Source organism: Bradyrhizobium ingae (genome assembly GCF_055791185.1).
On the sequence record NZ_JBVUBB010000010.1, the window covers coordinates 27,116 to 51,833 of the forward strand.

The 24,718-nt window shown below is 57.0% G+C and carries 12 protein-coding genes and 1 pseudogene; 3 read left to right on the forward strand and 10 right to left on the reverse strand.

What is annotated here, in order from left to right:
* Positions 1-1,869: 1,869 nt before the first annotated feature.
* From ACV1FX_RS16975 to ACV1FX_RS17015, 9 genes and pseudogenes are all read right to left on the reverse strand, one after another.
* Positions 1,870-2,052, reverse strand: a pseudogene (locus tag ACV1FX_RS16975) (citrate-proton symporter); the annotation flags it as partial.
* A gap of 737 nt (positions 2,053-2,789) precedes the next feature.
* A complete protein-coding gene (locus ACV1FX_RS16980; RefSeq protein WP_473118698.1) occupies positions 2,790-4,325 on the reverse strand; it encodes a class I adenylate-forming enzyme family protein in 1,536 nt (511 codons plus the stop codon).
* Between the two features lie 307 nt (positions 4,326-4,632).
* A complete protein-coding gene (locus ACV1FX_RS16985; protein WP_473118699.1) occupies positions 4,633-5,313 on the reverse strand; it encodes a hypothetical protein in 681 nt (226 codons plus the stop codon).
* 14 nt (positions 5,314-5,327) lie between these two features.
* Positions 5,328-6,077, reverse strand: coding sequence for a P-loop NTPase family protein (locus tag ACV1FX_RS16990; RefSeq protein ID WP_473118700.1), 750 nt, complete (start codon positions 6,075-6,077; stop codon positions 5,328-5,330).
* Between the two features lie 434 nt (positions 6,078-6,511).
* Positions 6,512-6,700, reverse strand: coding sequence for a hypothetical protein (locus tag ACV1FX_RS16995; protein WP_027524779.1), 189 nt, complete (start codon positions 6,698-6,700; stop codon positions 6,512-6,514).
* Positions 6,701-6,948: 248 nt separating this feature from the next.
* On the reverse strand, positions 6,949-8,556 hold the full coding sequence (locus ACV1FX_RS17000; RefSeq protein ID WP_473118701.1) for an acyl-CoA carboxylase subunit beta: 1,608 nt from the start codon (positions 8,554-8,556) through the stop codon (positions 6,949-6,951).
* 1 nt (position 8,557) lies between these two features.
* Positions 8,558-9,061 carry an acyl-CoA carboxylase biotin carboxyl carrier protein subunit gene (locus ACV1FX_RS17005; protein ID WP_473118702.1) on the reverse strand — a complete coding sequence of 168 codons (504 nt, stop codon included), beginning with the start codon at positions 9,059-9,061 and terminating at the stop codon, positions 8,558-8,560.
* Position 9,062: 1 nt separating this feature from the next.
* A complete protein-coding gene (locus ACV1FX_RS17010) occupies positions 9,063-10,538 on the reverse strand; it encodes an acetyl-CoA carboxylase biotin carboxylase subunit (RefSeq protein ID WP_473118703.1) in 1,476 nt (491 codons plus the stop codon).
* A 633-nt stretch (positions 10,539-11,171) separates the two neighbouring features.
* Positions 11,172-11,579: a hypothetical protein gene (locus ACV1FX_RS17015; RefSeq protein WP_473118704.1), complete on the reverse strand. Its 408-nt coding sequence runs from the start codon at positions 11,577-11,579 to the stop codon at positions 11,172-11,174.
* A gap of 627 nt (positions 11,580-12,206) precedes the next feature.
* Here ACV1FX_RS17015 and ACV1FX_RS17020 point away from each other — a divergent pair.
* Complete coding sequence (locus ACV1FX_RS17020) at positions 12,207-12,599, forward strand: hypothetical protein (protein ID WP_473118705.1); 393 nt, start codon at positions 12,207-12,209, stop codon at positions 12,597-12,599.
* 388 nt (positions 12,600-12,987) lie between these two features.
* Here ACV1FX_RS17020 and ACV1FX_RS17025 read toward each other — a convergent pair whose 3' ends face one another.
* The gene (locus ACV1FX_RS17025; protein ID WP_473118706.1) at positions 12,988-13,626 is read right to left on the reverse strand and encodes a hypothetical protein; all 639 of its coding nucleotides are present in this window, start codon (positions 13,624-13,626) and stop codon (positions 12,988-12,990) included.
* 1,882 nt (positions 13,627-15,508) lie between these two features.
* On the opposite strand from ACV1FX_RS17025, the gene ACV1FX_RS17030 reads away from it, so the two are divergent.
* Together ACV1FX_RS17030 and ACV1FX_RS17035 are read left to right on the forward strand one after the other, a co-directional pair.
* Positions 15,509-21,091, forward strand: coding sequence for a trifunctional serine/threonine-protein kinase/ATP-binding protein/sensor histidine kinase (locus ACV1FX_RS17030; protein ID WP_473118707.1), 5,583 nt, complete (start codon positions 15,509-15,511; stop codon positions 21,089-21,091).
* Positions 21,092-22,096: 1,005 nt separating this feature from the next.
* Positions 22,097-24,163: a hypothetical protein gene (locus ACV1FX_RS17035; RefSeq protein ID WP_473118708.1), complete on the forward strand. Its 2,067-nt coding sequence runs from the start codon at positions 22,097-22,099 to the stop codon at positions 24,161-24,163.
* Positions 24,164-24,718: the final 555 nt, after the last annotated feature.

Here is a 24,718-nt window from a genome sequence, read left to right on the forward strand (position 1 = left end):
TCTATGCTGCCAGGACCGCGAGTGTGAAGTGACGAGAGGACCTCCCACGTCCAAGAAGAAACAGCATCGGAGATCCGGCGCCGATGGCAAAGTGGTGGGCCGACGATCGGGCTGAATACCTGCGACTATGTCCAGTAGCTCGAGCAGGTTGCGGCGCCATAGCATGAACCGAGCAGGATTGATCGGACTGTCAGAGACGGGAAACTCAGCCTTGGGACCTAGCGGAGGCTCATTTGCAGGTAGCTCCACCGAGAATGATCGAGCGTCGGACTTTCGTTTCGTGACGACGTATTGAAAGTGGCCGGACCCGTCCAGCCGTTCTTGCTCATGCCATAGCTCGGAATTGATGGGAGGATATCGGGCGCACCAAGCTTATGCATTTCCTCGGGGAGCGGAGTATGAGGAACGGATGTCGTCCATCTCCAAACGGATCGAAACCGGGCGTCTTGCCCCTCGGCGACTAGCTCCCGGCCTAACCGATTTTGTCGACCGCAGCGGAATTAAGCATCGTCGTCGGGGGCTCCCGGATCCGCAAACCACTTCTTCCGAATCTTTAGAAGGAAGGCCTGCGAGGTATCGGCAGATATCGCCGTCTCGCGCGGCGTCCAATTCGCATCGTGCCGGTCCATGTCTGCGTCCATCCCAACATGACATGCGAATGGACTATTGCAAGTACCAGAACCAGCTCGAACCCAGTACGTGGCGGCCCGGATCCCAGAAGTTCGGTATCCCCTCTCGATAAGGCGGTTACCATTGGCAATCACCCCTCGGTGTGGCCGCCGAAGTGAAAAAGCGAAGTGTTCCGGCCCCCGCACAAGTACAGACCGAACGATACGGCCTTGAGCTGGCTCCTTGAGATGATTAGGGCAACGGCAAGGAATTTAGGCTGAGCCCCCCACATGCGAGGGAGTTGAACGGTCAGAATGGCCAACATGTGTTTTGCCGCGTTTGGTGGATCTTGTGCTATCTCGGCGGTCGGATGCAGCATGAATCTTCTTTGCCGGGCGCGGCTAGGAGCTTGACGAAGAGCCTCCTCTCGAGTGGTTAATTAGCCAGAAAGACCGTTGAAGTTTTGTATCTGAAAGTTGCGCGTCGTTGGTCCTATGGCGGGAGATCAGACGATCCGCTGGGTGGGGTGCAGAAGGACGACCACCTCTGGTGTATCCCTGCCGGCCATCAGGCCGACAGTACAGATCGGTAGGAAGATGTAGTCCGGGAGCTGGAAGAACGAGGGCCGCAGCCTATGCGAGGCCGCTAGATCCGTGCCAGGGGGGCCACACCACGCCACCGCTGAGGGCGACACTATAATCCGGGCCGCCGTCCTAGTTCGGTACGTAGATTACAAATAGCGTTGTTCGCCAGATCAAATACATTCTTTTCTCCTGTTCGCAATGAACGTTCCAGGTGGGCTCGTAGCCTAGCCCGGAGCAACGCCTCAGCATTGTGGGTCAGAAATGGATCTTTCTCTACGAAACGCCATGACTTCTCAAACGCCGCGCTTACCAGAGTATCGAGTGTGTTCTCCTGCTTGGGCGAAGTGTGATCCATGGATAGAAACTCCAACAAGATATCCTTTTTCAGCAACGACTCGCTGCTGGTCAGCGAAGGTAGGTTGAAAGCGGCGCTTAAGCGGGTCGGGGAGTACCTGCAGTCATTCAGCTCGTGAACCCATGCCTATACAGGTGCTTGTTGAAGCGATGATGACTGCTGCTGTGCAAAGTTGCTTCAGTACTTCACAAATTCGGTATTCTAGTAAATTTTGCTGAGGTTGGCGCCTCACGTGATGGATAAAATCTATCGTCCATCCGTAAAACGAATCCGTTAGCTCGGCGGCGGCGGGCTAAAACCCCATTGGCGTCACAGCTGCTAGCCGAGCACGATAGCGCCGATCGGGCGCATTGGAGCGCCCAGCCAGAACACACCAAACGTGTTAAGCAGCGAAGCGGTTTCATCAGCCGATGGAAAGAATGCCTTCGCGATGGCGCTAGCATAGAAGCCGAACAGGAAGAAGTCGAACTGCTCGGGAAAATTTCCGCTCATGGCGCGCAAGATCGCACCGTGGGGACCGCTAACACCAGCAACAGGATCAGTCCGCCGAAGGCCAGGGTCAGGGCTTCGGAAGCAGGCTCGAGAAGCAGCCAGCGCTGCCATTGGACGAGACAAATGCGGTCTATAAGTCTCGAGTAACGGCCATATAGTCTCCGCAACCCCCTTGCGCATACCCGGGCGGAAACGCAAGACAGCTCGCGGTCCGACAAGCAGTGCCGGATAGCGGTCCTCGAGTTCGGCTGGCATGGTCTGACTCACGTGGATCTTTCACTTCTACTATGTGCGTGGGCCTGGGATGCTCAGGCGGATTTTTCTGAGGTCCGACGGCAAACCCCAAGTCGGTAGCTTGATATTCCAGGAGGCCGCTGCCATTTGGCGCAGCAGAGGCCAGCGCGAGGCTGACATATCCACTGCTGCGGAGGGCGCTTGCGGCCGAGTGGCTGTCGTGACTTGAGCTCACATGTCCGCTTAGGATTGCGGAAGCCGAGCAAAACGACCGGAGTTCGTCTTTGGAAAAGTCGAACAGTCCAGGTGGATCCATGCTGGTTGCAAGGACGATCGCTCGCCGGTGCGGTCGATAGGATGCTGAAAGACGTGCAAAACGATCCGCCGTCCGAGATCCTGCTAAGGACAAGGCTGGAATTTCCTTTCAAGCGCGCCATCGCGTGAGAGTTGCTCATGGAGCGGCCACATGCGCGGGCGAGGCACATGAACTGCGGTGGCAAGCAATCCAAGTTCCGTCAATTGCTGAAGTCTTGCTCGCCTGATCGGGAATCAAAGGTTCTGAGTACACTATGCTGAATCTTGCCTAAGGCCGTTCGCGGCAATTCCTCCGTGAAAATAATTTCGCGGGGCACTTTGAAACGCGCGAGATGCGATTGCGCATGCATTACGAGAGCCTCTGCGTTCGTCCCGGCTCCGGGGCGCGTGATCACATAAGCGACCGGTACCTCGTCCCATAATGGATCCGGCCGGCCAATGACCGCGCACTCTGCAACGTCAGTGTGCTCCAGGAGTACACGTTCGACCTCCGCCGGATAGATGTTTTCCCCGCCGGAAATAATCAGGTTTTTCTTGCGGTCATGAATCCAAAAATAGCCGTCGCGATCGCGAGAGGCGATGTCGCCAGTGCGATACCAGCCGTCATGCATTGCTTCGCGCGTGGCTGCTTGATTGTCCCAATATGCGTACAATACGTTTGGGCCGCGCACTGCGATCTCACCAGGCGTCCCTGCGGGCAACTCGCTACCGGCATCGTCCATCACGATCGCTTCACAGCACAGTCCAGGTAGGCCGGTCGACCCCTCGCGCGAAAGGTCACCGCCGAGCCTCGTATAGATCGCAATGGGGCTCGTTTCCGTAGCGCCGTAAATCTGCAGCACGGGTACGCGGCGTGCAACCAAGCGATCGATCAGGTGCTGCGGCACAATCGTTGAACCCACCGAGATCGCTTTCAGCGAAGACAGATCGGCCGTCGACCACCGAAGGTCGCCAGTCAAGGTTTGAATGATCGCAGGCACCAAGGCGGTCAAAGTCGGCCGATCATGCTCGAGTGCGGCAAAGGTGGCGTCAGTCGTAAACCGCGAAGAGATGCTAACGGTCGCGCCAAGATGCAATGCCGGCGTCGTCTGAATGTTGAGCCCGCCGACGTGGAAAAGCGGCAATACTGTCAGCACATGATCGCGGGATGTGAGGGCGTGCATATGCTGACTCATCACGCCGTTCCACAACAAGGCTTCCTGGCTCAGCACTGCTCCCTTTGGCCGGCCCGTGGTCCCTGAAGTATAGACGATCAGAAGCGGGTCGGTCAGGTCCGCGTTGGGGGTGTAGCTGTCCCGCTGCATCTGCTCCAACAAGCCTTCCCACGTCCGCGTGCCGGAACACGCAAAGTCGAAGCCCACGGTCGTTACCTGGGGCAGTGTCTCTGCTAGAATCGGCAGAAGTCCTTCAAAAGCCTGCTCGATGACCAGAAGCTTGGCCCCCACGTCGGACAAGATAAAAAGCTGCTCGGTAACCGCCAGCCGCCAATTCAAGGGCACCAGTATCGCCCCGAGTCGCGCGCAAGCGTAGAGGAGAACGAGGTAATCAGGGCGATTGAGGCTGAGGAGAGCAACGCGATCGCCTCTGTTGACGCCGAGCTCATTTTTCATGGCACGTGCTGCACGGCCGATGCGTCGATTAAGGTCGGCGTAACTTAAGGTCTCGCCTTCGAAATGGATCGCAGGCTTGTTAGGAGCGAACGCTGCGTTGCGCTCAATCAGTGTGCAGAGATCCACTATTGTTGATCCTCTCTTGGGGTCTTTCCAGGGCTCTCAACTGAGTTGTCCGATCAGCGTTTGTCAGCGCCCCATTTGAAAGTTGTAATTGTGTTTTACGCTTCTGAGGCCGATGTAGCCAAACGGACCAGACGTCAGGGCCATTCAACAACTGGCTGCACCGAAATCGCCGGGATAGTGGCGCCCAGAGCTCCGCATAACTCAGGCCGCCGCAGGGGCGGGCTTCGAACCAGACGCGTTCGGCATTGTCGTGGGGTCCGATCGGCTCCCATTTTTCATGTCATTCGCGCCTCACGCCTTAGCACGACTACTGCGGTATCACACTCGACTCGAGATCACGGAAGCTGGTGTAGTTCTGCCGAATCCACTGATGCAGTTCGCTCGAGGAATCCTTTTCATGGCGTAGATAGCCAGTGAAAGACAAACCTAATCGCCAGATAAAGGCGTTCAGAAATACCGGCAGCGCCGCGAAGCGGAGCATGCGGCCACGCTTCATGGCTTCGAATAATTCGCCGCGGACAACGAACTCGTTATGCACGGTGATCAGTATCTGCGGCGGAACCAGCCGCCGTAGCATCTCATGGGCGCGCGCTGAGGCACGGTCGATGTCAGGCATGAACAGGACGATTGGCACGACGTGGTGCAGTATCGCCTCGCTCAAGAAGTCAATTTCGCGGCACATTTTGAAAAACTCGTCGAAGGCGTGGAAGCCGAGGTCGATCACCTTGGCCACGCTATCATTGAGGATCAGTCGATCAACGAGTTGCATCTTGCCATAGGTATCCATGACATCCGCTGTCTCAGTGGCAGTGGGGAGGTAGTCGACCAGCGACGGCTCCCTCAAATTGAGGTCGAAGGAGAGCACTGTACCGTTCTTCAGCTGCAAGAACTCGCTCAAGAGCCGCGCGACCAGCGTCTTGCCGACCTGCGGGCTCGCAGAGCAGATGATGTAGACCGGGGTTACCAAAACTGCGATCCAGCGCTGCATAAGTCCTCGATTGACTACCTCTCGCCCGCGCGGGTCACCGACTTGGCGCCGGCGAGGTCTGTCAAGTTGATGCGGTCATACTCGCTCCAGACATTGGCGAGCCAATGTCTGACGTAACCGCGCAGCACGAAAGAGTAGTCGGCGGCGTCATCGTGCGGTCCTTTGTTCGCGACAAAATTGACGAACGGGACGGAAGCGACCTCGACCTGTTCATAGGCCATCTCGTTGAGCTTCGGGATCGTTAAGTCAGTGACGTCTTTGATGCGGCGGAAATAGGAATTGTACGTCGCTTGGTCCCATTGAAAGAACTGCGTGTCGTTGATGAAGTTCTTGACCAGGTAGTATTTTGCGCCGGCCATGAAATTGCTCGTTTCGGCGATCTCGTCCAGCGAGGCGATAGACGATCCCAATACATGGAATACGGCAAAGGTGATTTGCCCCGATCGCGCGGCGTCCAAAAAACCTATATCGCGCAGCGACGCGAGTGCTGGGGACATCAGTCCTGCGCGCACGTCGATCACGCTGACGGATAGGCCGGAGTTCAGCGTGTCGAAAATCTTCATCTGGTCCGCGGTCCTCGTCATATCCACGATTTCGGTGATCGCGGGATGAAAGCGCTTGAGCGTCCCGCGCGGGGACTCGGTGTCAAATGCGCGTGTCTGCACATTATTCGCGCTGAAATAATCCAGAAGCGTCCGAGACACGGTCGTTTTTCCGACCCCGCCCTTGTCCGCGCCGATCACAATAACAACTGGCTTTACCATAGAAGTCCTCTCAAGATGCTCGTTCAATCCATGCGATCGCGAAGCGCGCGGCCTGCGTGTCTGCGGTCGTGCCTTCGACGCAATCATGGCCCAATGTGGAGTTCGTTCGATTTGTGAGAATTGACAGCCGCTACTGTTGAGGATGCGGCTGTCCATCGTCGCTCGGGAAGAGATGGCATCCTAGTTCATGTTTGCGTTTCCATCTCCGAGTGGCCTACTGAAGCGATAGCGACTTCGCGTTGTCATACAAACCTCCGGAACGAGCAGCATCATCGGACCAATCACAACCGAAAGCACGATTGCGACCGCAGCGACAGAAGTACGCTTGTCCCAACCCCTGCCTTCTCGAAGATCTCGATGCGCCAACAATAACGGCTTCAGGCCGCGGCTTAAGGTGCTGGAAAGAGCGGATGCGCATGGGTCGGTCCTACTAGTCAGGTGAGACGGATCGCCAGACCGGCATTCTCGAGCGCTTGTAGGATCTCACTTGCAACATGTTGAGCGCCGCCCTTGTGCTCGCCGATCTGGCTAGATGCCACGACGCCGGTGATTATGGAGTACGCTTTCTGTCGCTCGGCGAACGTGTCTTCAACATAGTCGCCGCATGCCTTGCAATCGATCACAGGACGGCCGCTCCATGGGTCATGTGATGCGGTTTGATCTCCGGCATGACATTTGGGGCATTGCATGTGTCAGGCTTTCGGCGTGCTTTGGTTTGCGAGTGATCTTTGTCGGTGAAAGCAACTGTGCTTCCGGAGGAAGTGAGTTGCGCGTCGGAAGGCTCGTCCAGATGAGTTGGAGTCATCGTTTTCGTGAAGCGTAGGTCGGCGCGGGGTATCTTTTGTCCAAGTCGTCGCGCGCGAAGCGCGACCTACATTCTGAAGATGCCATAATGTGGCGCTTCGATTGGAGTATTAAGCGAAGCACTCAATGCGATGGAGAGTGCGTTTCTGGTGTCTATGGGATCGAGAATGCCGTCATCCCAAAGCTCGGATGTTGCATAATAGGCACTCGATCGCTCCCGATACTCTTCCAAAATCGGCTCTCGAATGGCCGCTAATTCTTGGTCGGACAAACGCCCACCGTCACGGGCCAATTGCCTCGCCTTGACATGGGTTAGCACGCCAGCCGCTTGCTCCGCCCCCATGGCCGAAATCTGAGAGTGTGGCCAGGTAAACATAAAACGTGGATCGAAGGCTCGACCAGCCATGGCGTATGTCCCCGCTCCATGAGAGCCGTTGCAAATCACGGTAAGTTTCGGGACCTCCGCTCCGGAGACGGCCATGATGAGCTTGGCACCGTCCTTCGTGATGCCGCGCTCTTCGTATTCCCGTCCAACCATGAAGCCGGTGGTGTTCTGCAGGAAGAGCAAAGGCGTCCGGTTGTTGTCGCAGAGTTGTATGAAGTGGGCGCCCTTCAGAACACTATTGTTCTGCAACACGCCGTTGTTTGCGATTACCCCGATCTGGTATCCATGGAGTCGCGCGAAACCGCATACCAGGGATTGGCCATAGCGGGGTTGGTACTCGTGGAACCGGCTGCCATCAACGAGGCGCGCGATGATCTCCCGCATGTCGAACTGAGCGCGAGGATCCTTTGGAATAATGCCGTATAGTTCGGCTGGATCATAGGCGGGAGGCTCCGGAGCAGATTGAGCAATCGCTTCTTTCGCTGGACGCTTCATCTGAGCAACAATGTCCCGCGCAATGGCAATTGCATGCATCTCGGAAGTCGCGAAATAGTCACTCGTTCCCGAAACGCTCGTATGCATGCGAGCGCCACCGAGCTCTTCTGCAGATACCACCTCTCCGGTGGCGGCCTTTACGACTGGAGGTCCGCCGAGAAAGATGGCCCCGGTCCCCTGCACGATGATATTGTAATCGCTCAGCGCCGGAACGTAGGCTCCTCCCGCGGTACAGTGCCCCATTACGATGGCAACCTGCGGCACCCCCATCTTGGAGAGGATTGATTGGTTACGCAGAATCCGACCTGCGTGATAGCGATCAGCGAAGAACTCTGCCTGCAAAGGCAAGAATCCGCCAGCGCAGTCACAAAGATGAACCACCATCAGGCGGTTCTCAATTGCGATATCCAAGGCGCGTACGATCTTTTTCACGGATAGTGGATACCAAGCGCCGCCCTTCACACTGGCATCATCCGCATGAACAATGACCTCGCGACCCGCCACTATGCCGATGCCGACGATCTGCGCTGCACACGGCACCTCGCCCTCGTAGGCCTTGTTGGCAGCGAGCGTCGAAAGCTCGAGAAACGGAGTGTGGGGATCAAGCAACGCCTCGATCCGATCGCGAACGAATAGCTTGTTTTGCTGCCGCAGGCGCCCGAGGTCTCGTGCCGGTCGGTCGAAGCGAGCTGAACACTGGCGCTCCTTCAATTCGGTCGCAAGTCGTCGGTTATGGAGCTCGTTGAGGCGAAATTCTCGCGACTTGGTGTCCACCCGGGAAACAATCCGCTGCACGTCAGTGCCCTTCCTCGGAAAATGTAACTAGCGCGGAGTCTCGCTCGAAACTGTCGCCTACGCCAAAATGAATGCGCTCGACCACACCGCCCCGGGGAGCGCGTACGACGAATTCCAATTTCATGCTTTCGACCAACATCAGCGTCGCGCCTGCAGGCACGACATCACCACGCGAAACCTTGGTTGCAATCACGACTCCAGGCATCGGTGCGCGAGCCACAAGATGGCTCGCCTGATCATGCAAGCAAGCGAGCGTTCGCAGTTGATCACGATACCGTAAAATGTACGTCCTGCCGCGGATATGCAGATAAAGCATATCGCCGTCGATTGCGAATTTGACCGGGACGGTGTCGCTCGCAATGACAAGGGTACCGCTACCGTCGAGTTCGTGTGAAAACGACACCGGGGCAAATACCTCGTCGTCCAGGTGAAGACGATAGCCGTGTTGGCTAGGTGAAAGCCATAATTCATAGTTCTCGCCATCAAGCGCAAAGGAGTGCTTCACCTCAATTTCTCCACATGCCGATCTCTGCGTGGAGCGTGGGCACGGCGTCCGCTGAATCGCGAACGGGCCTCGTCAGGAGCGCGGCGGCCGCTAGGACGGCGGGTAGGTCGCTCGCACATTGGCCAGCCGCCACGTGCGGGTTTTCATCGAGATAGCCGGTATGAATCTGTCCGCTCAAAAACGTCTCGTCAGCGAACAGACGCGCAAGGAAATCTACGTTTGTCTCGCAGCCAAGAAGCACCAACTCGCGCATTACGCCTTCCGACACTAATGCGGCGTCACGGCGCGTGGACGAATGTACAACGACCTTTGCGAGCATGGGATCGAATGCCGTCGTGATCTGCTGACCTTGAACAATGCCGCTGTCGATTCGTACCCCCTCGCGCTGAGGGTACTCCAGCATGAGTATCTTTCCGGTCGTCGGAACGTAGTCGCGTTCAGGAGCTTCAGCGTATACTCTGGCCTCAATCGCGTGGCCTTTAGAGACGATATCGGACTGTGAAAGGCGAAGCGGGCGACCTGCGGCGATATGAAGTTGCTCGGCAACGAGATCGACGCCGGTGACCATCTCGGTTACAGGATGCTCAACCTGAAGCCGAGTATTCATCTCGAGGAAGTGGAATTCACTCCCATCGAAGATGAATTCGACGGTTCCAGCATTTCGATAGTTAGCACTACGAGCGATGCCGACCGCGATTTCGCAGACCTCTTTGCGCAACTCTGGCGACAAGGCAGGTGAGGGTGTCTCCTCAATGATTTTCTGGAAGCGGCGTTGCACCGAGCACTCTCGTTCGAAAAGGTGGATCACGTTTCCGAAGGAATCGCCTAGCACCTGCACTTCGATGTGGCGTGGGTTTTCAGCATATCGCTCGACATAGAGCCGGCCATCATCGAAGTAACGTAGCCCCTCACGGCGCGCGTGAGCGATCGCGTCATCAAGGGTGTCGAGATTGCGAACAATCCGCATGCCCTTGCCGCCGCCGCCAGCGGAAGGTTTCACCAGTAAAGGTAGGCCAAGGGCCCGCGCTCTGAAAGGGAAGGTCTCTGGATCGTCTTCCTCGACGGCGGAAGGCGCGACGGGAAATCCACTCCGCTGAACAAAACGGCGGGCGCGAATTTTATCGCCCATCAGTTCGATGCTTTCCGAACTCGGCCCGACGAATGCAATGCCTGCCCGTTCAACAGCTCTCGCAAACTCCGCGCTCTCCGACAGAAATCCATAGCCGGGATGCAAGGCGCCGACCCTTGCTCTACAGGCGCAAGCGACAATTTGATCGGCATCGAGATAGGCCGCGATCGGGGAACAACCGTCGATGGCGATCGCGATATCCGCCATGGAAACCGCTGGCGTGTCTGCATCGACGTCGTGATAGACGATTGCGGAACGTAACCCCAATTTGCGCAACGTCTTGATGATGCGCACGGCTATCTCGCCCCTATTGGCGATCAGGACCGTATCGAAAGGTAGTGTCTGCATCGCTTATTCGTCCGAGGAGGTCGGAATTCCGACGTTCGATAGCTGTTGGTTCACGAGCAAGTGCACGCGATCGTCACGCAAAGCCGACATAGCCGCGATGCTCTTTGGATCGGGCTCGAGCGGGGCCGACCGGGACCAATCGAAGCCGCGCCGAAGTCATTTCGAGCCTGCTTTTGCCTTTGCGCTATCATGCGTTGACATTACGTAGCGACACTGATCACTCAAGCTGGTGAACTTCGTTCGGAGACAAGCAGTGATTGCCTCCGCATCCGGTATGACGCTGCTGCAGAGCCGAAACACGTCCGGCGTGCAAGCCCTCTGCTCCTCCTCCGTTGCAGGTTTATCTCGGGCGACGGCGCGCTCGAAGGTGAGAGAGAGCATGGTCGCAAACGCAACGAAAGCTATTGCATTGCAACCGGTTCTATAGGCCCAGAGAGCGAGGGGACACAGGCTTCGAGTCAAGAGATCCTCTTTGACGGTAGATTGGCGCCGTATTGAGCGTCGTGCGCGACGGTCAACGGCTCCTGCAAGAGAGAGAGTTGGCTAAGGATTCAGATCAGCGACTACCGCGACAAGGCCACGCGGCTTAACTCACGGGAGGGGGCGCTGCTCTGAGCCATCGTGACGGTGACTTCAAGTGAGCTCGAATGCATCCGAAAGCGACAGATGAGGGGCAATTGCAACGCGCGTTTCGGAACGGAGGTGAACTGCACGTCGCACATTGTCATCAAAGTGTCCCGTGTCGGACATCCTCGTGACGCGTAGGAGGGGTGCTGTATCGGACATGTCGGGTTTGTGACGATGAGCACGAACCACGATGCGAGATCGAATTGGCAAACTGAACGGATTGCTCTTGCGATGGGCGACAAAGAGGTGCGCATGCTGGGCATCGAGTTCGGAGTCCGCGCTCTCTTTCGCCTGACTTGGCCAAAAGGTGGCAAGCAATTCGAGGTCTAAAGGAAGTCGGCGATCGCTTTTTCGGGCGAGAGTGTCCGGATCCTGATAGCGTCGTTCGCGGTGAACAAGAAAAGGGTGGGACATTGGCGATCCTTGGATTCCTTGGAGACGTTGGCCTCGCTGGAGACCACCATCACTTGTTCGAGATCGTACAATTTGACGCCACGTGCGATTCAAGCCCTCCGAGCGGTTGGTTTGACGAAATTGTGTGAATTCGTGTGGCGGCGGCAGGCACCTCATTCGCGACAATGTTTCGCGGGCAAGGCGACAAGAAAGATGGAGGGTGAAACGATTTCGCGGCTCAGCCCACCAAATCGCAAAGTTGATCGTGGCCGATCCTGAGTGATTGCGAGGCAGAAGCTGACGTCAGTCGCCAAACCGGACCACTCGTCGACAAAAGGCAAAAAAAGGCCCGTTCGCCGTCCACCCACGCGGAAATGACGCGAGCGGTCAAGCAGGCAAAGACGGTGGCATGAGAAGGGGTAGCGCGTCCGAAGCGAGCCGAACAAGCAGCTGTCAGCCCAACTTCGACGTGCTCTATTGCTGCGTTGCGAATTGAAAGCCCATGTCCTCAGGCTCAATAAGGAGAGAAGGGTCGCGGCTGCAGCCAACTAGATTTGGTAGGCACCAAAGGAATAGCTTGAATCTTACGTAACGTCACATTGTAGGCGTGGAGAGCAGAACATGAACGGAATATGAAAGGTATGCACCATGCATGAATGGCGCGTTTTTCAATTGAATACGCTCCCCACTTACATGCTCGGCAGAGAGCATGGCATCGTGACGCCGGCTGCCGACTATCCTCTCGCCAATAATTGCGGCCGGTCTAAGGAAGACGAGCAAGAGCAGGCCAAAAATATATGGGCGGACTGCTTCGCACCTCAGGATCGGATCAAGTACATCCGTAAAAATCGCTCGCAGTTTGAGTTCCGCGACTACAATCAGATGATGGACGTCGTGCGGGGCCGCTGCTTCACCGGTTGCGCATGGGAGCTAGTCGACTCGCGCAATCGATTCAGGGTAAGGGCGTGGCGCGTCGTCCTATTGTTCTGCCTGGCCACATGGTTGGCCATTGTCTTCGCCGTGGTTCGAGCAGTCAGTTGAACGTTGGCACGCGAAGCCATCACAAGCAGAGGGACCTGAGCATTGGTTCGGATCAAGAAGTGTCGAGGAGCGTGCGAACATCTGCGAGTCCGGCACTCGCTGGCAATCCGTCGAGCCAAGAGTTCGTCAAACGAGGTTGTCGTCCGCCCATCGGTGCAGAGGCCGGCATGGGCGATGCGTTGGCATATGTGAGCGCACCAGCGGTGCCGGAAATCGGTCGGTCTAGCGCGACTTCGACGATCGAGTGATGAGACCAGATATCGGCGATCTGCCGAAAGTCGCCTCGGACGCGTCGAGCCGCCCACGCTAGGGCGAAAGCAGCTCGAGTTCTCTTTTTGGAATTGTCGTGACTGTTCGTGTTACAACGAGGAGCGAGGTCTATTAGTATTCAAGTGGCAGCCACAAGGGCGATAATCAACTTAACGAGAAGACCAAGTTCGATTTGAGTAAAAGATGCACGTCCTAGGATGAGTTTGGCGATGTCTGTCCGGTTGGAAGGAGTTCGCAAGCTTGGGGGTAACGCCAAGACTGCTTCATCAAAAAGCCGTCCCAGCTTCAAAAGCTGTTCCGGCTCGTACAGTGTGCCGTACCCCTGCTCGATGCGGTTCGCTTTCCCTCCTGTGACTGCACTATCAGTTTGTTCGTCAACTTTCGAGTACATGTCGAGCTTCGCCGATACCAGCTCGTTTGTAAGTGCATTGAGGAGCCGAGTTGCTTCAAGCGCGCTCTGGTCCTCGCAGATCAATCTTGCAATCTCTTCGATTTGTAACTCGATCCTCTGTTTAAGGTGTTGAACACGGGAATTGCAGCAACGTGAGAGCGCAGCACGCTCTCCAGGCGGCGCAGTGGGGATATGTGGGTCGGCATCAGCTTTCAGTCGAACGGGAGATGAGTTGGCGAAAGCGAGAAAAGGAAGAGCGAAATATCGAAGGAGCTGCGTAAAAAAACCAAATGCCATCACCCGATATGCTTGGTTCAGGCGCTCAACTGCCCTCGATTTTCGAGATACGTACACTGTCAAAGTCATAGCTGCCTCATGCATCGTTCTGGTACACGAATCGTCTATTGCGACGCGCTGGCCTCCAGCGCGCGGGAGGATGCTGGCCGACAAGACCTGCTGACAACCGTTCGAAAGGCCTTCCTGGAGCCTTAGCGTTGAACAGGTGGCGAATGAGCCCACCTGGAGCAACTGCCCTCAACAGTCGACGATTAATCCTCACGACCCGCTCCATCTCCGAGCTCAAGCGCTGCGTTGACTAGCAGCCTTCATTGGGATTGGTAAAATCGATTGTTGTGATGCAGCGCATTCACCCCATGGATAGAATGAGCGAGCATGGCGTATTCCGGATTACGTTCGCGGCAATTGAAATGCCGTTGATGCCGCGCTACGACCACGTTTCTTTCGCGCCTGGTCGAGCTTAGCGCTGCGGAGTTGCCGAACGGTGGGCCAAGGAGCGAGTTTTCTCGCGCTACGACACAGACTAGGTGAAGCAGAGGAAATGGTCGCCTTCGAATAAGTCTGACTTCGAATCGAGGGGGGGAGCTGACTGGCGGATTGAGGCAGAATTTCGGCAGCAAGCGCCTCGATCACGGAATGCGGAATCCCTGCGCGTTGGTCAGGGCACGATGCAATGCCGAGTAATCACTGGTCGTTCGATCGCCGCTCGTTGACACGATGGCGCCGCGCCCTCGAAGCATAGCTGGGTCGGCAGCTCACGTTCGAGGCGCGGGCGTATGGCTTTGACAAGTGGTTCTGTCGAAAGTCTGGCGAAACTTGCTTTACATGGCTAGCTGGACGCAGGTTGAGTTTTCAGCAAGCCTGAGTGTGGCGGCGTTCCGAGAACAATTCGCGGCATGAATCCAAGGTCGTGCACAATCCAGCGGATGTCTGGCGCGACCACAATGATCGTCACGCCATGCGCGATTGTGACGGCAATCCTGGTCGGGAGATCCCAGAGTTCTCCGAACTGGACTAGGTCCATGAGACGGAAGAGGCTCGCTTGGAGGAGGTAAAGGAGCAGCGTGCTCTGACCCAGGTCCATTGGGATAAAGCGAGCGACCCGACTTGAACCACAACAGTTCCAGCATCGCAGCATAAGTCCGGCGGCGACAGCAGAGGCAGCTGCAGAGCCGATGAACATTAGCATTACTTGTTTGGCCGACGGAACATCGTCAATCAGAACGAGATTGTTGTAGGCATAAGTCTCCTTGCCCCAAGCAAGAAAGCACGCGCAAGCCAGACCAAAGAGCAAGAGGAGCGAAAGAGAATTGTGGCGGACGGAGGCGCTCGTCCGCCAGTGCCGGTTCGGTTCTGCCCTATTTCCGTTCTCAATGGAAGTTGACCGCGACTCTCGATGTCGCTTTGTAGATTTCAACGCTCTTCGGATGCGGCCGGATCGACGCAATGAGTCCATTGTCGATCCGGAACGTGCGTACTATCTACAACGTTAGCTAATCGGATTCCTGGCGCACGGCGATCTGCTTCAGATGCCTAGCAATAGAACGTTCGTGGAGTGGTTAGGACTGAATTCGCGGATCGCCCGTGTTCAGCAACTCTCGATCGTACCCGCCATTTTGAAAGTGGTATTAGGGCCTAGTTGCGCGATTAGATTGTGCGCGCTTGTCATGCCTTTTGAAGACGCGTCACTGCAACCGGCAATGCAAGCGATCATAGCCTCCTGCGGGCGGCAATCGTCTCAAGGTTGTATCTGGTAAGATGCGGTAAGTGGGGACATGCCGGGCTCCTACATTTCCCGCGGCCGCCCCATGAGGGTTCAAAGAGCCTGCCCCCGCTACGGATCGCTCAGACAAGCGGAAATCTGAAACTCCCGCCAATGCGCAGAAATTGTCATGTTGCGGAATATATGGCAGGTTCTATTTAAGCGTAGTTTAATCGACCGGACGGTCGAATGTCGCAGGACCCTCTCAAGCCGCCTCAGTTCGACATGGAAAGACATGAGGATTCGGTGGTCCTTTGGGAAGACGATGATTGGGTCTTCTGCCGCGCGTGGCGTCCGACCGCCGACGGTGACCGGCAACTAGTTTTGATTGTGCGACCCGCTCCAGCGCACCCTCCGCGTGCTGCGCACGACCGCCTGGCCCATGAGTATGAATTAAGGGAAGGGCTCGACCGCGAATGGGCGGTGCGGCCTCTGGAGCTACTCCGCGAAGCTGGCCGAACCACTCTGGTTCTGGAGGATCCGTCCGGTGAACCCCTGGTTCGCTTGCTGGGCGCACCTTTGGAGCTGGACCGCTTTCTGGGGCTGACCGTTAGCATCACCGTAACTCTCGGTAGCATTCACCGGAGCGGCTTGGTCCATAGAGACGTGAAGCCCGCGCATATTCTGGTGAATTGTCTAGACGGACAGGCCCGGTTCACCGGCTTTGGTCTTGCTTCGCGTCACCCGCGCGAGCGGCAGGCGAGCGAACCGCCCGAGTTCATCGCAGGCACACTGCCCTACATGGCGCCAGAACAGACGGGACGGATGAACCGCTCGATCGATTCTCGCAGTGACCTCTACTCACTCGGCGTCACGTTCTACGAGATGCTCACCGGTGCCCTGCCGTTCGCCGCGTCAGATTCAATGGAGTGGATCCACTGTCATATCGCGAGAAAACCAATACCACCGAGAGAAAAATCGGAAGGCATCCCGGAGCCGCTCTCCCAGATAGTGATGAAGCTACTCGCCAAGACCGCGGAGGATCGTTATCAGACGGCCGCCGGCGTTGAGCACGATCTGCGGCGCTGTCTCGCCGAATGGTCGAGCCACCGACGTATCGAACCATTCGAGCTAGGCGAACGGGATACACCAGATCGCCTGCTGATCCCCGAGAAGCTCTACGGGAGAGGCTCCGAGATCGAGGCGCTGCTCGCCGCTTTCGATCGGGTGGTGAAGAGCGGCGCGCCAAGGTTGGTACTTGTCGCCGGTTACTCCGGCATCGGCAAGTCGTCTATTGTCCATGAGCTGCATAAAGCTCTGGTGCCATCGCGCGGGGTTTTCGCGTCGGGCAAATTTGATCAATTCAAGCGTGACATTCCCTACGCGACGCTAGTTCAGGCATTTCAGGGTATCGTCCGGCCTCTTCTCGGCAAAAGTGAAGCTGAGCTCGCGACTTGGCGCAACGCACTCCTGGATGCGCTTGGTCCCAACGGACGACTGATGATCGACCTGATTCCCGACCTAAGGCTGATCATCGGCGAACAGCCCGCCGTTCCGGAGCTTCCGCTCCAGCAAGCACAAACTCGCTTCCAGCTGGTCTTTCGCCGGTTTGTCAGCGTTTTCGCCCGGCAACACCATCCGTTGGTGATCTTCCTGGACGATTTGCAATGGTTCGATGCAGCTACACTTGACGTGCTCGAGCATCTCCTGACCGAGACTGATTTGCAACTGCTGCTCATCGGTGCGTACCGGAGTAACGAGGTTGATTCCAGCCATCCGCTGAAACGCAAGCTCGATAGCATTAGTAGCACCGGCAGGAACGTCGAGGAGATCACGCTGCTGCCGCTGACCCCCGGGCATGTCGAGCAGCTGATCGCGGATGCATTTCGCTGCGAGCCAAAGCGCGCAGCGCCACTTGCGCGGTTGGTTCACCAGAAGACTGTGGGCAATCCGTTCTTTGTCATTCAATTCGTTTCTGCTCTCTCCGCAGAAAAACTATTGAGCTTCGATCACAGCACGGCGCGCTGGACTTGGGATCTCGAACGCATCCACGCAAAGGGATACACCGATAACGTAGTGGACCTGATGGTCGGGAAGCTCACCCGCCTGCCGGCCGCAACTCAGAACGCGCTACAGCAGCTTGCCTGTTTCGGTAACACCGCCGAAACTTCGGAACTTTCAATTGTTTTCGGGACGTCAGAGGCGCGGGTACATGCGCTGCTGTGGCCAGCCATCCATCAGGGTCTAGTCGAGCGGCACGCGCACACAACTTACAGTTTCATTCACGATCGAGTTCAGGAGGCGGCCTACTTGTTAGTCCCGGAGGTATCGCGCGCTCCGGCTCATCTGCGGATTGGCAGGATGCTCGCGGCACATACACCTGCGGAGAGCCGTCGAGCGGCTATCTTTAATATCGTTAATCAGCTCGATCGAGGTCTGTCGCTAATAACCTCCAGTAAGGAGCGAGAACAGCTCGCAGAGTTCAACCTGATCGCCGGCCAGCGTGCCAAAGCGTCCGCAGCTTACGCATCTGCGCTGACATACCTGATCGCCGGTATTGCGCTGCTCGCGAAAGATTCTTGGCAAAATCAACGCGAGCTCACCTTCGCACTGGAGTTGAACCGGTCCGAATGCGAATTCCTGATCGGCGAGCTGGATGTCGCCGAGGAGCGCCTATCCGCGCTTTCCAAGCGCACTATGCATGCGGTCGAGCAAGCAAGTGTAGCATGTTTGCGAGTGGACCTGTACCTAACGCGCGGCCACAATGCGCGTGCGGTGGCGGTAGGTCTCGAGTATTTGCGCTGCGTTGGGATTGAGTGGTCGCCACGTCCAACGCAGGAGGAGGCTCAATCCGAATATCAGCTGATGTGGTCAAAGATCGCTGATGGCCAGATTGAAAAAATTGCAGATTTGCCTTTAATGAAGGACGAGACATGCCTTGCTATTTTAGCCGTCTTGACTCGGATCCTGCCTCCGGCCGCGTTTACTGACGCCAACCTGCCTACCTTGGTCATATGCCGAGCGGTGAATCTTAGCCTCGACCACGGCAACTCTGACGCTTCGTGTGCGCACTACGCTTGGCTTAACCGGGTCTTAGGTGGCCGGTTCGGTGACTATCAAGCCGCTTATCGTTTTGGTCAGCTCGCCTGCGATCTGGTCGATCGTCGTGGGTTGGTCCGTTTTCAGGCTCCGGTCTACCTGGCCGTCGGATCCACCGTGATCCCTTGGATCGGACACATCCGGGCCGGTCGCGACTTGATAACGCGGGCGTTCAAGGCGGCCACCGAAGTCGGCGATCTCGTTTATGAGGCCTATAGTCTGGCGCATTTGACCTCAAACATGATCAGCGCGGGCGATCCTCTGAAAGACGTACAGAGCGAAATAGCGAGAAACCTCGCTACCGTTCGTAAGATGAAGTTCCGCTTCGCGGCCGACATCATCGGTCTGCAGCTCGGATTCGTTCGCACCATGCGTGGCCTCACGCGCAGATTCGGCTGCTTTGATGGTCACGAAATTGACGAACTGGCCGTCGAGCGGTCGCTCGAGCAAGGTCCAGAAGTAGCCGCTCTTGGAGCCATCTATTGGACCCGTAAGCTTCAGGCGCGTTTCTTTGCGGGTGACTACGTCGCCGCGATCAATGCGAGGTCAAAGGCAGAACCTCTAATATGGACCGTACCGACGGAAGGCTCAACAGCGGATTTCCACTTCTACGGTGCGCTGGCTCACTCTTGTCATTGCGACGGTGCAGTCGCGAGTGAAGAGCAAGAGCATCGAGGTATCATAGACGCCCATCACAAACAGCTTCTGGCGTGGGCGAGGAATTGCTCTCAGAATTTTGAACACCGAGCTGCTTTGGTTGCGGCCGAAATGGCAAGGCTTGACAATCGCGATGTGGAAGCAATGCGGCTCTACGAGCACTCCATACGATCCGCAGCGGCCGATGGTTTTCTTCACCATGAGGCGATCGCCTGCGAGCTTGCGGGGCGATTTTACGCTGCGCGTGGGTATGAGAGGATCGCAAAGACTTATCTGAGAGACGCACGGCACAACTATCTGCGTTGGGGAGCGGATGGGAAAGTGCGACAGCTCGGCGAGTTGTTTCCTTATCTGAATGAGCAGGATGACGCGCGAGCCCTGTCCGGCACGAGCATAGGAGCGCCGGTTGAAAATCTAGACCTTGCTACGGTAATCAAAGTCTCGCAGGCGGTCTCCGGTGAGATCATTCTGCAGAGGCTCATTGATAGGCTTATGCGTACCGCCATTGAGCAGGCCGGTGCCGAGCGAGGTCTGCTGATTCTGCTCCGTGGCAATGAACCGCGGATCGAGGCAGAAGCCACAACCGGCAGTCAAGCGCTCGTTGTGCACATGCATGAGCAATCGGTGACCGCGGCAGCCCTCCCAGAATCGGTGCTCCACTATGTCATGCGCACCGGTGAAAACGTCATTCTCGAGAATGCTGCCGTCCAATCTTCATTTGCTAACGACCCCTATATCCGCGAACACGGGTCGCGTTCCGTTCTGTGCCTTCCCCTCATCACTCAATCCAAGCTCATCGGTCTGCTCTACCTCGAAAACAACCTGGCGCCTGGCATCTTCGCGCTAGCGCGGAGTTCGGTGCTAAAGCTGCTCGCCTCGCAAGCAGCAATAGCCTTAGAAAATAGTCGTTTGTACCGTGATGTTCAGGAGCGTGAAACGAAAATCCGCCGCCTGGTCGATGCCAACATTATCGGGATCTTCATCTTTAGCGATAAGGGTGACATTATCGAGGCTAATCGTGCCTTTCTCGAGATTGTCGGATACGACCGCGAAGATCTCGTCGCGGGCCGGTTGCGCTGGAACGAGCTGACCCCGCCAAACTGGAATGAGCGTACTGAGCGCGCTCAGACAGAGATACAAGTTACTGGAGCTGTCCGAGCGTTCGAGAAGGAGTACGTCCGCAAGGACGGCACTCGCGTGCCTGTTCTGATCGGGGCGGCCGCTTTCGACGAGCGACAAGGTGTCGCTTTTGTCGTCGACTTGACTGAACGCAAGCGGGCGGAAGCCGAAGCCCGCGAGAGCGAGCGGCGGTACCGTGAGACCCTGATCGAGCTCGCACACGCAAATCGCGTCACCACAATGGGACAATTGACGGCCTCGATCGCACACGAAGTCAACCAACCCATCGGTGCGGTCGTCAGCAACGCGGAGGCCGGTCTAAACTGGCTCGATGCGCAGCCGCCAAACCTGCAACGGGTCCGGCAGACATTCGGTCGGATTCTCAGCAATGCCGTGCGAGCTGGAGAGATCATCGATCGGATCCGGGCGCTAATCAGGAACGCGCCTCCACAAAAGGCCCCCTTGGCGATCAATGATGTGGTACTTGAAGTTGTAGCCCTGACCCGCGTGGAAGTGATGAATAACAGTGTCTCGGTGCAAACCCAACTCGCGGGCGCCTTGCCGCTCATTCGGGCAGATCGAGTTCAACTCCAACAGGTGATTATCAATTTGATCATCAACGCCGTCGAGGCGATGAGCGGAGCAGAGGAGGGAGCGCGGGAGCTGGTAATCAGCACTGCCAGATCTGGCTCGACTGGTATACTGGTTAGCTTGCAAGATTCCGGTCCAGGATGTGATTCGAACAGTGTAGAGCGCCTGTTCGAGGCCTTCTACACCACCAAAGCCCAAGGTATGGGCATGGGACTGGCCATCTGCCGTTCAATCGTCGAGGCCCATGGCGGACGCATGTGGGCGAGTGCGAAAGAGACTAGCGGCGCCGTCTTTCAGTTCACTCTGCCTGTCCAGCCGGATGATACCGATCCCGCCTTACAAACTGATGGAATACCAGCGGCATGAGACACGACGAGAGTCCAGGCAAAGGTCAGTCCGCGTAGCGATTGGTTCTGTCTCGGACAATTGCGTCCGTTGTCATTCCGCCTTCTGATGCGCGGATTTGTCGAGCCTGGCCTCCTGGCAGATCGAAACGGTCCGAAGCGCTGAAATTTCTCAGGTCGGCCGGAACTATCGAAATCGCACGGCGGCAAACTAGAGAACGATTGCGCTTCTGATCGAGGACGGGTGACCTGGGTTTAGGGCGTCGGAGAGGTCGGCCTTCAGACCCGACTTCGGAATCGAAAAACTGATCGAGCCTACAAGTTCCACAAAGAAAACCGTTAACTCCATAAGCGGTGTCCCTGCAGCCTACGTCGAATGAATACTCTTGAATCGGCGTTTCGCGCCGTCTTTTCGTCGTTTTGTCAATCGGAACGTCATCTCCCGCTCCAATCGGCCGGTCCTCCGTGCGGGATCGGCAACCACGAAAACATCTCCCCCCCGCTTCCTTTAAGTTGCGCTCACTGCTTCAGACATGGCGCAGGCGCAGCCTCTCTCTCGAGACGCCGTTGTAGGCATGGATGCGAACGCCGTTTCGCGGCTCCGCACCAATCGCCATTCGCGCGTGGAAGGCTCGTGTTTGGTCGGGTGTACCAGAGTCAGGACAATTTTGAAGTCGCGTGCTCGCTCAAAATAGTCTGAAGAGCACGCCGTATCCTGCCGTGGAAGAAGTCGCTTACTGGTCGCTGAAATTTTGGAGCTTGTCAGCTCCTGAACAGCTAGCTGACCTATTGAGGAGTGTCCCAAAAATCTGAACGTCAATTCCTTCTACCAGACTGAGAACGACACGGACTGGCCGATGTCAATATGAACTGAAGGGGTGCCCGCTTGCTGACAGTACGCGCGACTAATCTGCTGGGCTGCAGAGCTCGATACTCGGAGTCCGGGCCGAAGCTTTCACGTCTTCACTCGGCCGTTTCCCGTGGGCCAGGTTCGATGTCTTCCAGCTGCGCGGATTTGTGAGGTGCCATGGAGCGAACAAACAACAATTTCAACCTGTTCGACTTTGATGTGGAAGGATTCGCGCGGGCGTACGGTCAGCAGCCGCTGGCCGATCAGCGCTCCGGCAATACCGTTCAAGGTTTTGAGGAGCGATTGGGCGAGTTGCAACTGAGCTCGTCTAGCGAAAACTCCGCAGAAGCTAGTTCGCCTGATGCTCACCCCGGAGGGAGTGGAGCGATCCGGTGGGGCGACATCGGAGGTTCGATGCGGATGCCGCGACAGGCGGGGAGCGCGTTCAGGTCCACGCGGCGCAGCGTTGATATCCCCTGCGCTCTCCCTCGAGATTGGATCGAAGAACAGCCGCAGTCCGATCTGCGGGGTGATCGCTTCGGCAGTGCACGGTACATCCCGTCATCCGATTCGGAGTCCCCGACCCAAGCCAAGAGCAGCAAGAAACGGGGACTATGGTCGCGCATCAAGTCAGAAGTGGGGAAGGCGTTCGGAGGGAGACGCAGCGGAAAATCGTCTGGCTTCCAGGCGCAGCATGATATCCTTTCAACGAGCATTCGAGTTGATCACGCCAAGCAACCGGCCCGCATACGCGGCGTCTTCGAGGAGGACGAGGCGCTCTTGAACGAGTTCGAGAGCCAAGCCCCAGGGCTGAGCGCTGGCACAATTCGGAATGCTCGAGCCGACATTCGCAATTTCAGCGCCTGGCTTAACGAGAATGGAAGGGCACAAATCGCCTACCGGCTGGGTAATCCAGCGCTGGAACCGGGATTGGATCGCGATTTAGAGGCCTACGCGAAGGCTCGCAATATCAACAGAAGGCGCACGGATGCCGCTTTGAAGAAGCTTCGGGATGTCAAGGCCGGAAAGGCTGTGACAACCGATAGCTTTCGATTGGCTCCTTATGCCGTGGACGCGACCCTGATCGACATGTGGAGGGCGGCGGAAAAAAGGACACATAGGGTCGAGCCGGAGACTGTGAACCGACAGGCTAGCCGTCTTTCCAGGCTGAGTGACTGGCTGCAAACGCGAGAGAGGGGAGCCATGGCTGGCAGGTTCTTCACTCAAGGGCTCGCTCAAGACGTCAAGGAGTACAGGCAGCAAACTGGGGACGGCAAAATCGACGCCGATTTGCTCCGGCTCCAGCGATATCAACAAGTGGTCGACGCAAATCAAGCGCTGGGATTAGGTCCTCCTGAGGATGCTGCCGGGAATACAGTTCGACAGCCCAGCCCACCGCAAGATCCTCTCGCAATGCCGGCCACACCAAGTGACGGGGCATGGGATCTCTGGAGGGAGGTCATGCAACAACCCGATTCACCATCAGCCACACAGGTTCGTGGACCGCAGCCGAGCCCAGCCCAGGATCTTGCCGCAATGCCAGAGACTCCGAGCGAAGGGGCTTGGGGCGTCTGGAGGGAGTTTATGCAAGAACCCGCGTCATCATCATCCGCCGCGCGGACGCCGTCGGACATCTATGGCGATCTTGAGCCACTGGTTAATCTGAATCCTCCCACACCGTACGAATTGTACGACGATGCGCACTCTACGCTCGCACTTGGCGGGGCCAGACCGCCGTCGTTCGTTGGGCCATCAGTTCCCCAGCAGGAGGTCGGGGATATCGGGCCAATCATCGGTGAGGGGTGGCGCCACGGCTCCCAACCGGCCTCGGACGTGGTCATCGACATCCTCCATAACATTGATCGACTGCCAAACCAGTTCGGCCCGCGGCAGGTCGAGATCCACGGAGAGCTTTACTCGGTTACGCTGGGGCCGGGAGGACGCAACGACGTTCGTCTCATCCATCATCCGCGCGCTAGCCAGATAGATGAAGCTGGGCCATCCGTTCGGGCCACTGGGCAATCCCTTCGGCCTGTACCCGATCTTGGCTATCTCATCCGCGGTGGGTGGCAACACCGCGAACGCTTGCTTCCGAATTACCTTGCCCGAGCCTTGGAAGGCGAGGGCCTCATGCCCGCTGTCGGGCGCCCAACCTATGTCAACATCCACGGTGTGCCTTACAGGGCCGAGTTGGTACAAACGGACAGCGGCGAACGCGTTCGGATCCATCCTCAGCTTGGCTGAAGAGCGCGCTTTGACGGCAACGCATTCTAGTTTGGTAATCCTCGGCTTTAGCGAAGGAAGGTGAGCCCTAGTAGCGCAAACTCGATAAGCGGCAGGCCGCAGACCTGCCCAGCTCATCCAGATAGCGCGGGCGAGGATCTCGAAACCGCGTAATCGCCACGACGGGCCCAGAAAGGTAAGTCTTAAAGTGATCCAAAGCGTAGATGCAGCCCATCAACACAATCGATTTTACCAGTCTGATAGGATGCCGCATAAGGCAAAAGTCGGCTTGGAGAAAAGCCTTCAGTCAGATCGGAATGGTTATCGATCCTTGCTTAGATGGCCTGGAGAAACAGTCGATGTACGTCGAGCGTCAATACCAGCGCACGTCAAGTCCGGCCACGTGCTTCGGTTGGCATTCGGCCGAATTCCGTGGATCCCGTTTCGATAGAGCAGAAGAAAGCAGCACCAGATTTCGTTCGGGACGGACATCGGCCCTCTGTGGCAAAGGTTAGCGGTGAATGCCCTCGCCGCAAATGGACCGTCGGCAGCAACCCCTCCCTCCCTCTGCCGACG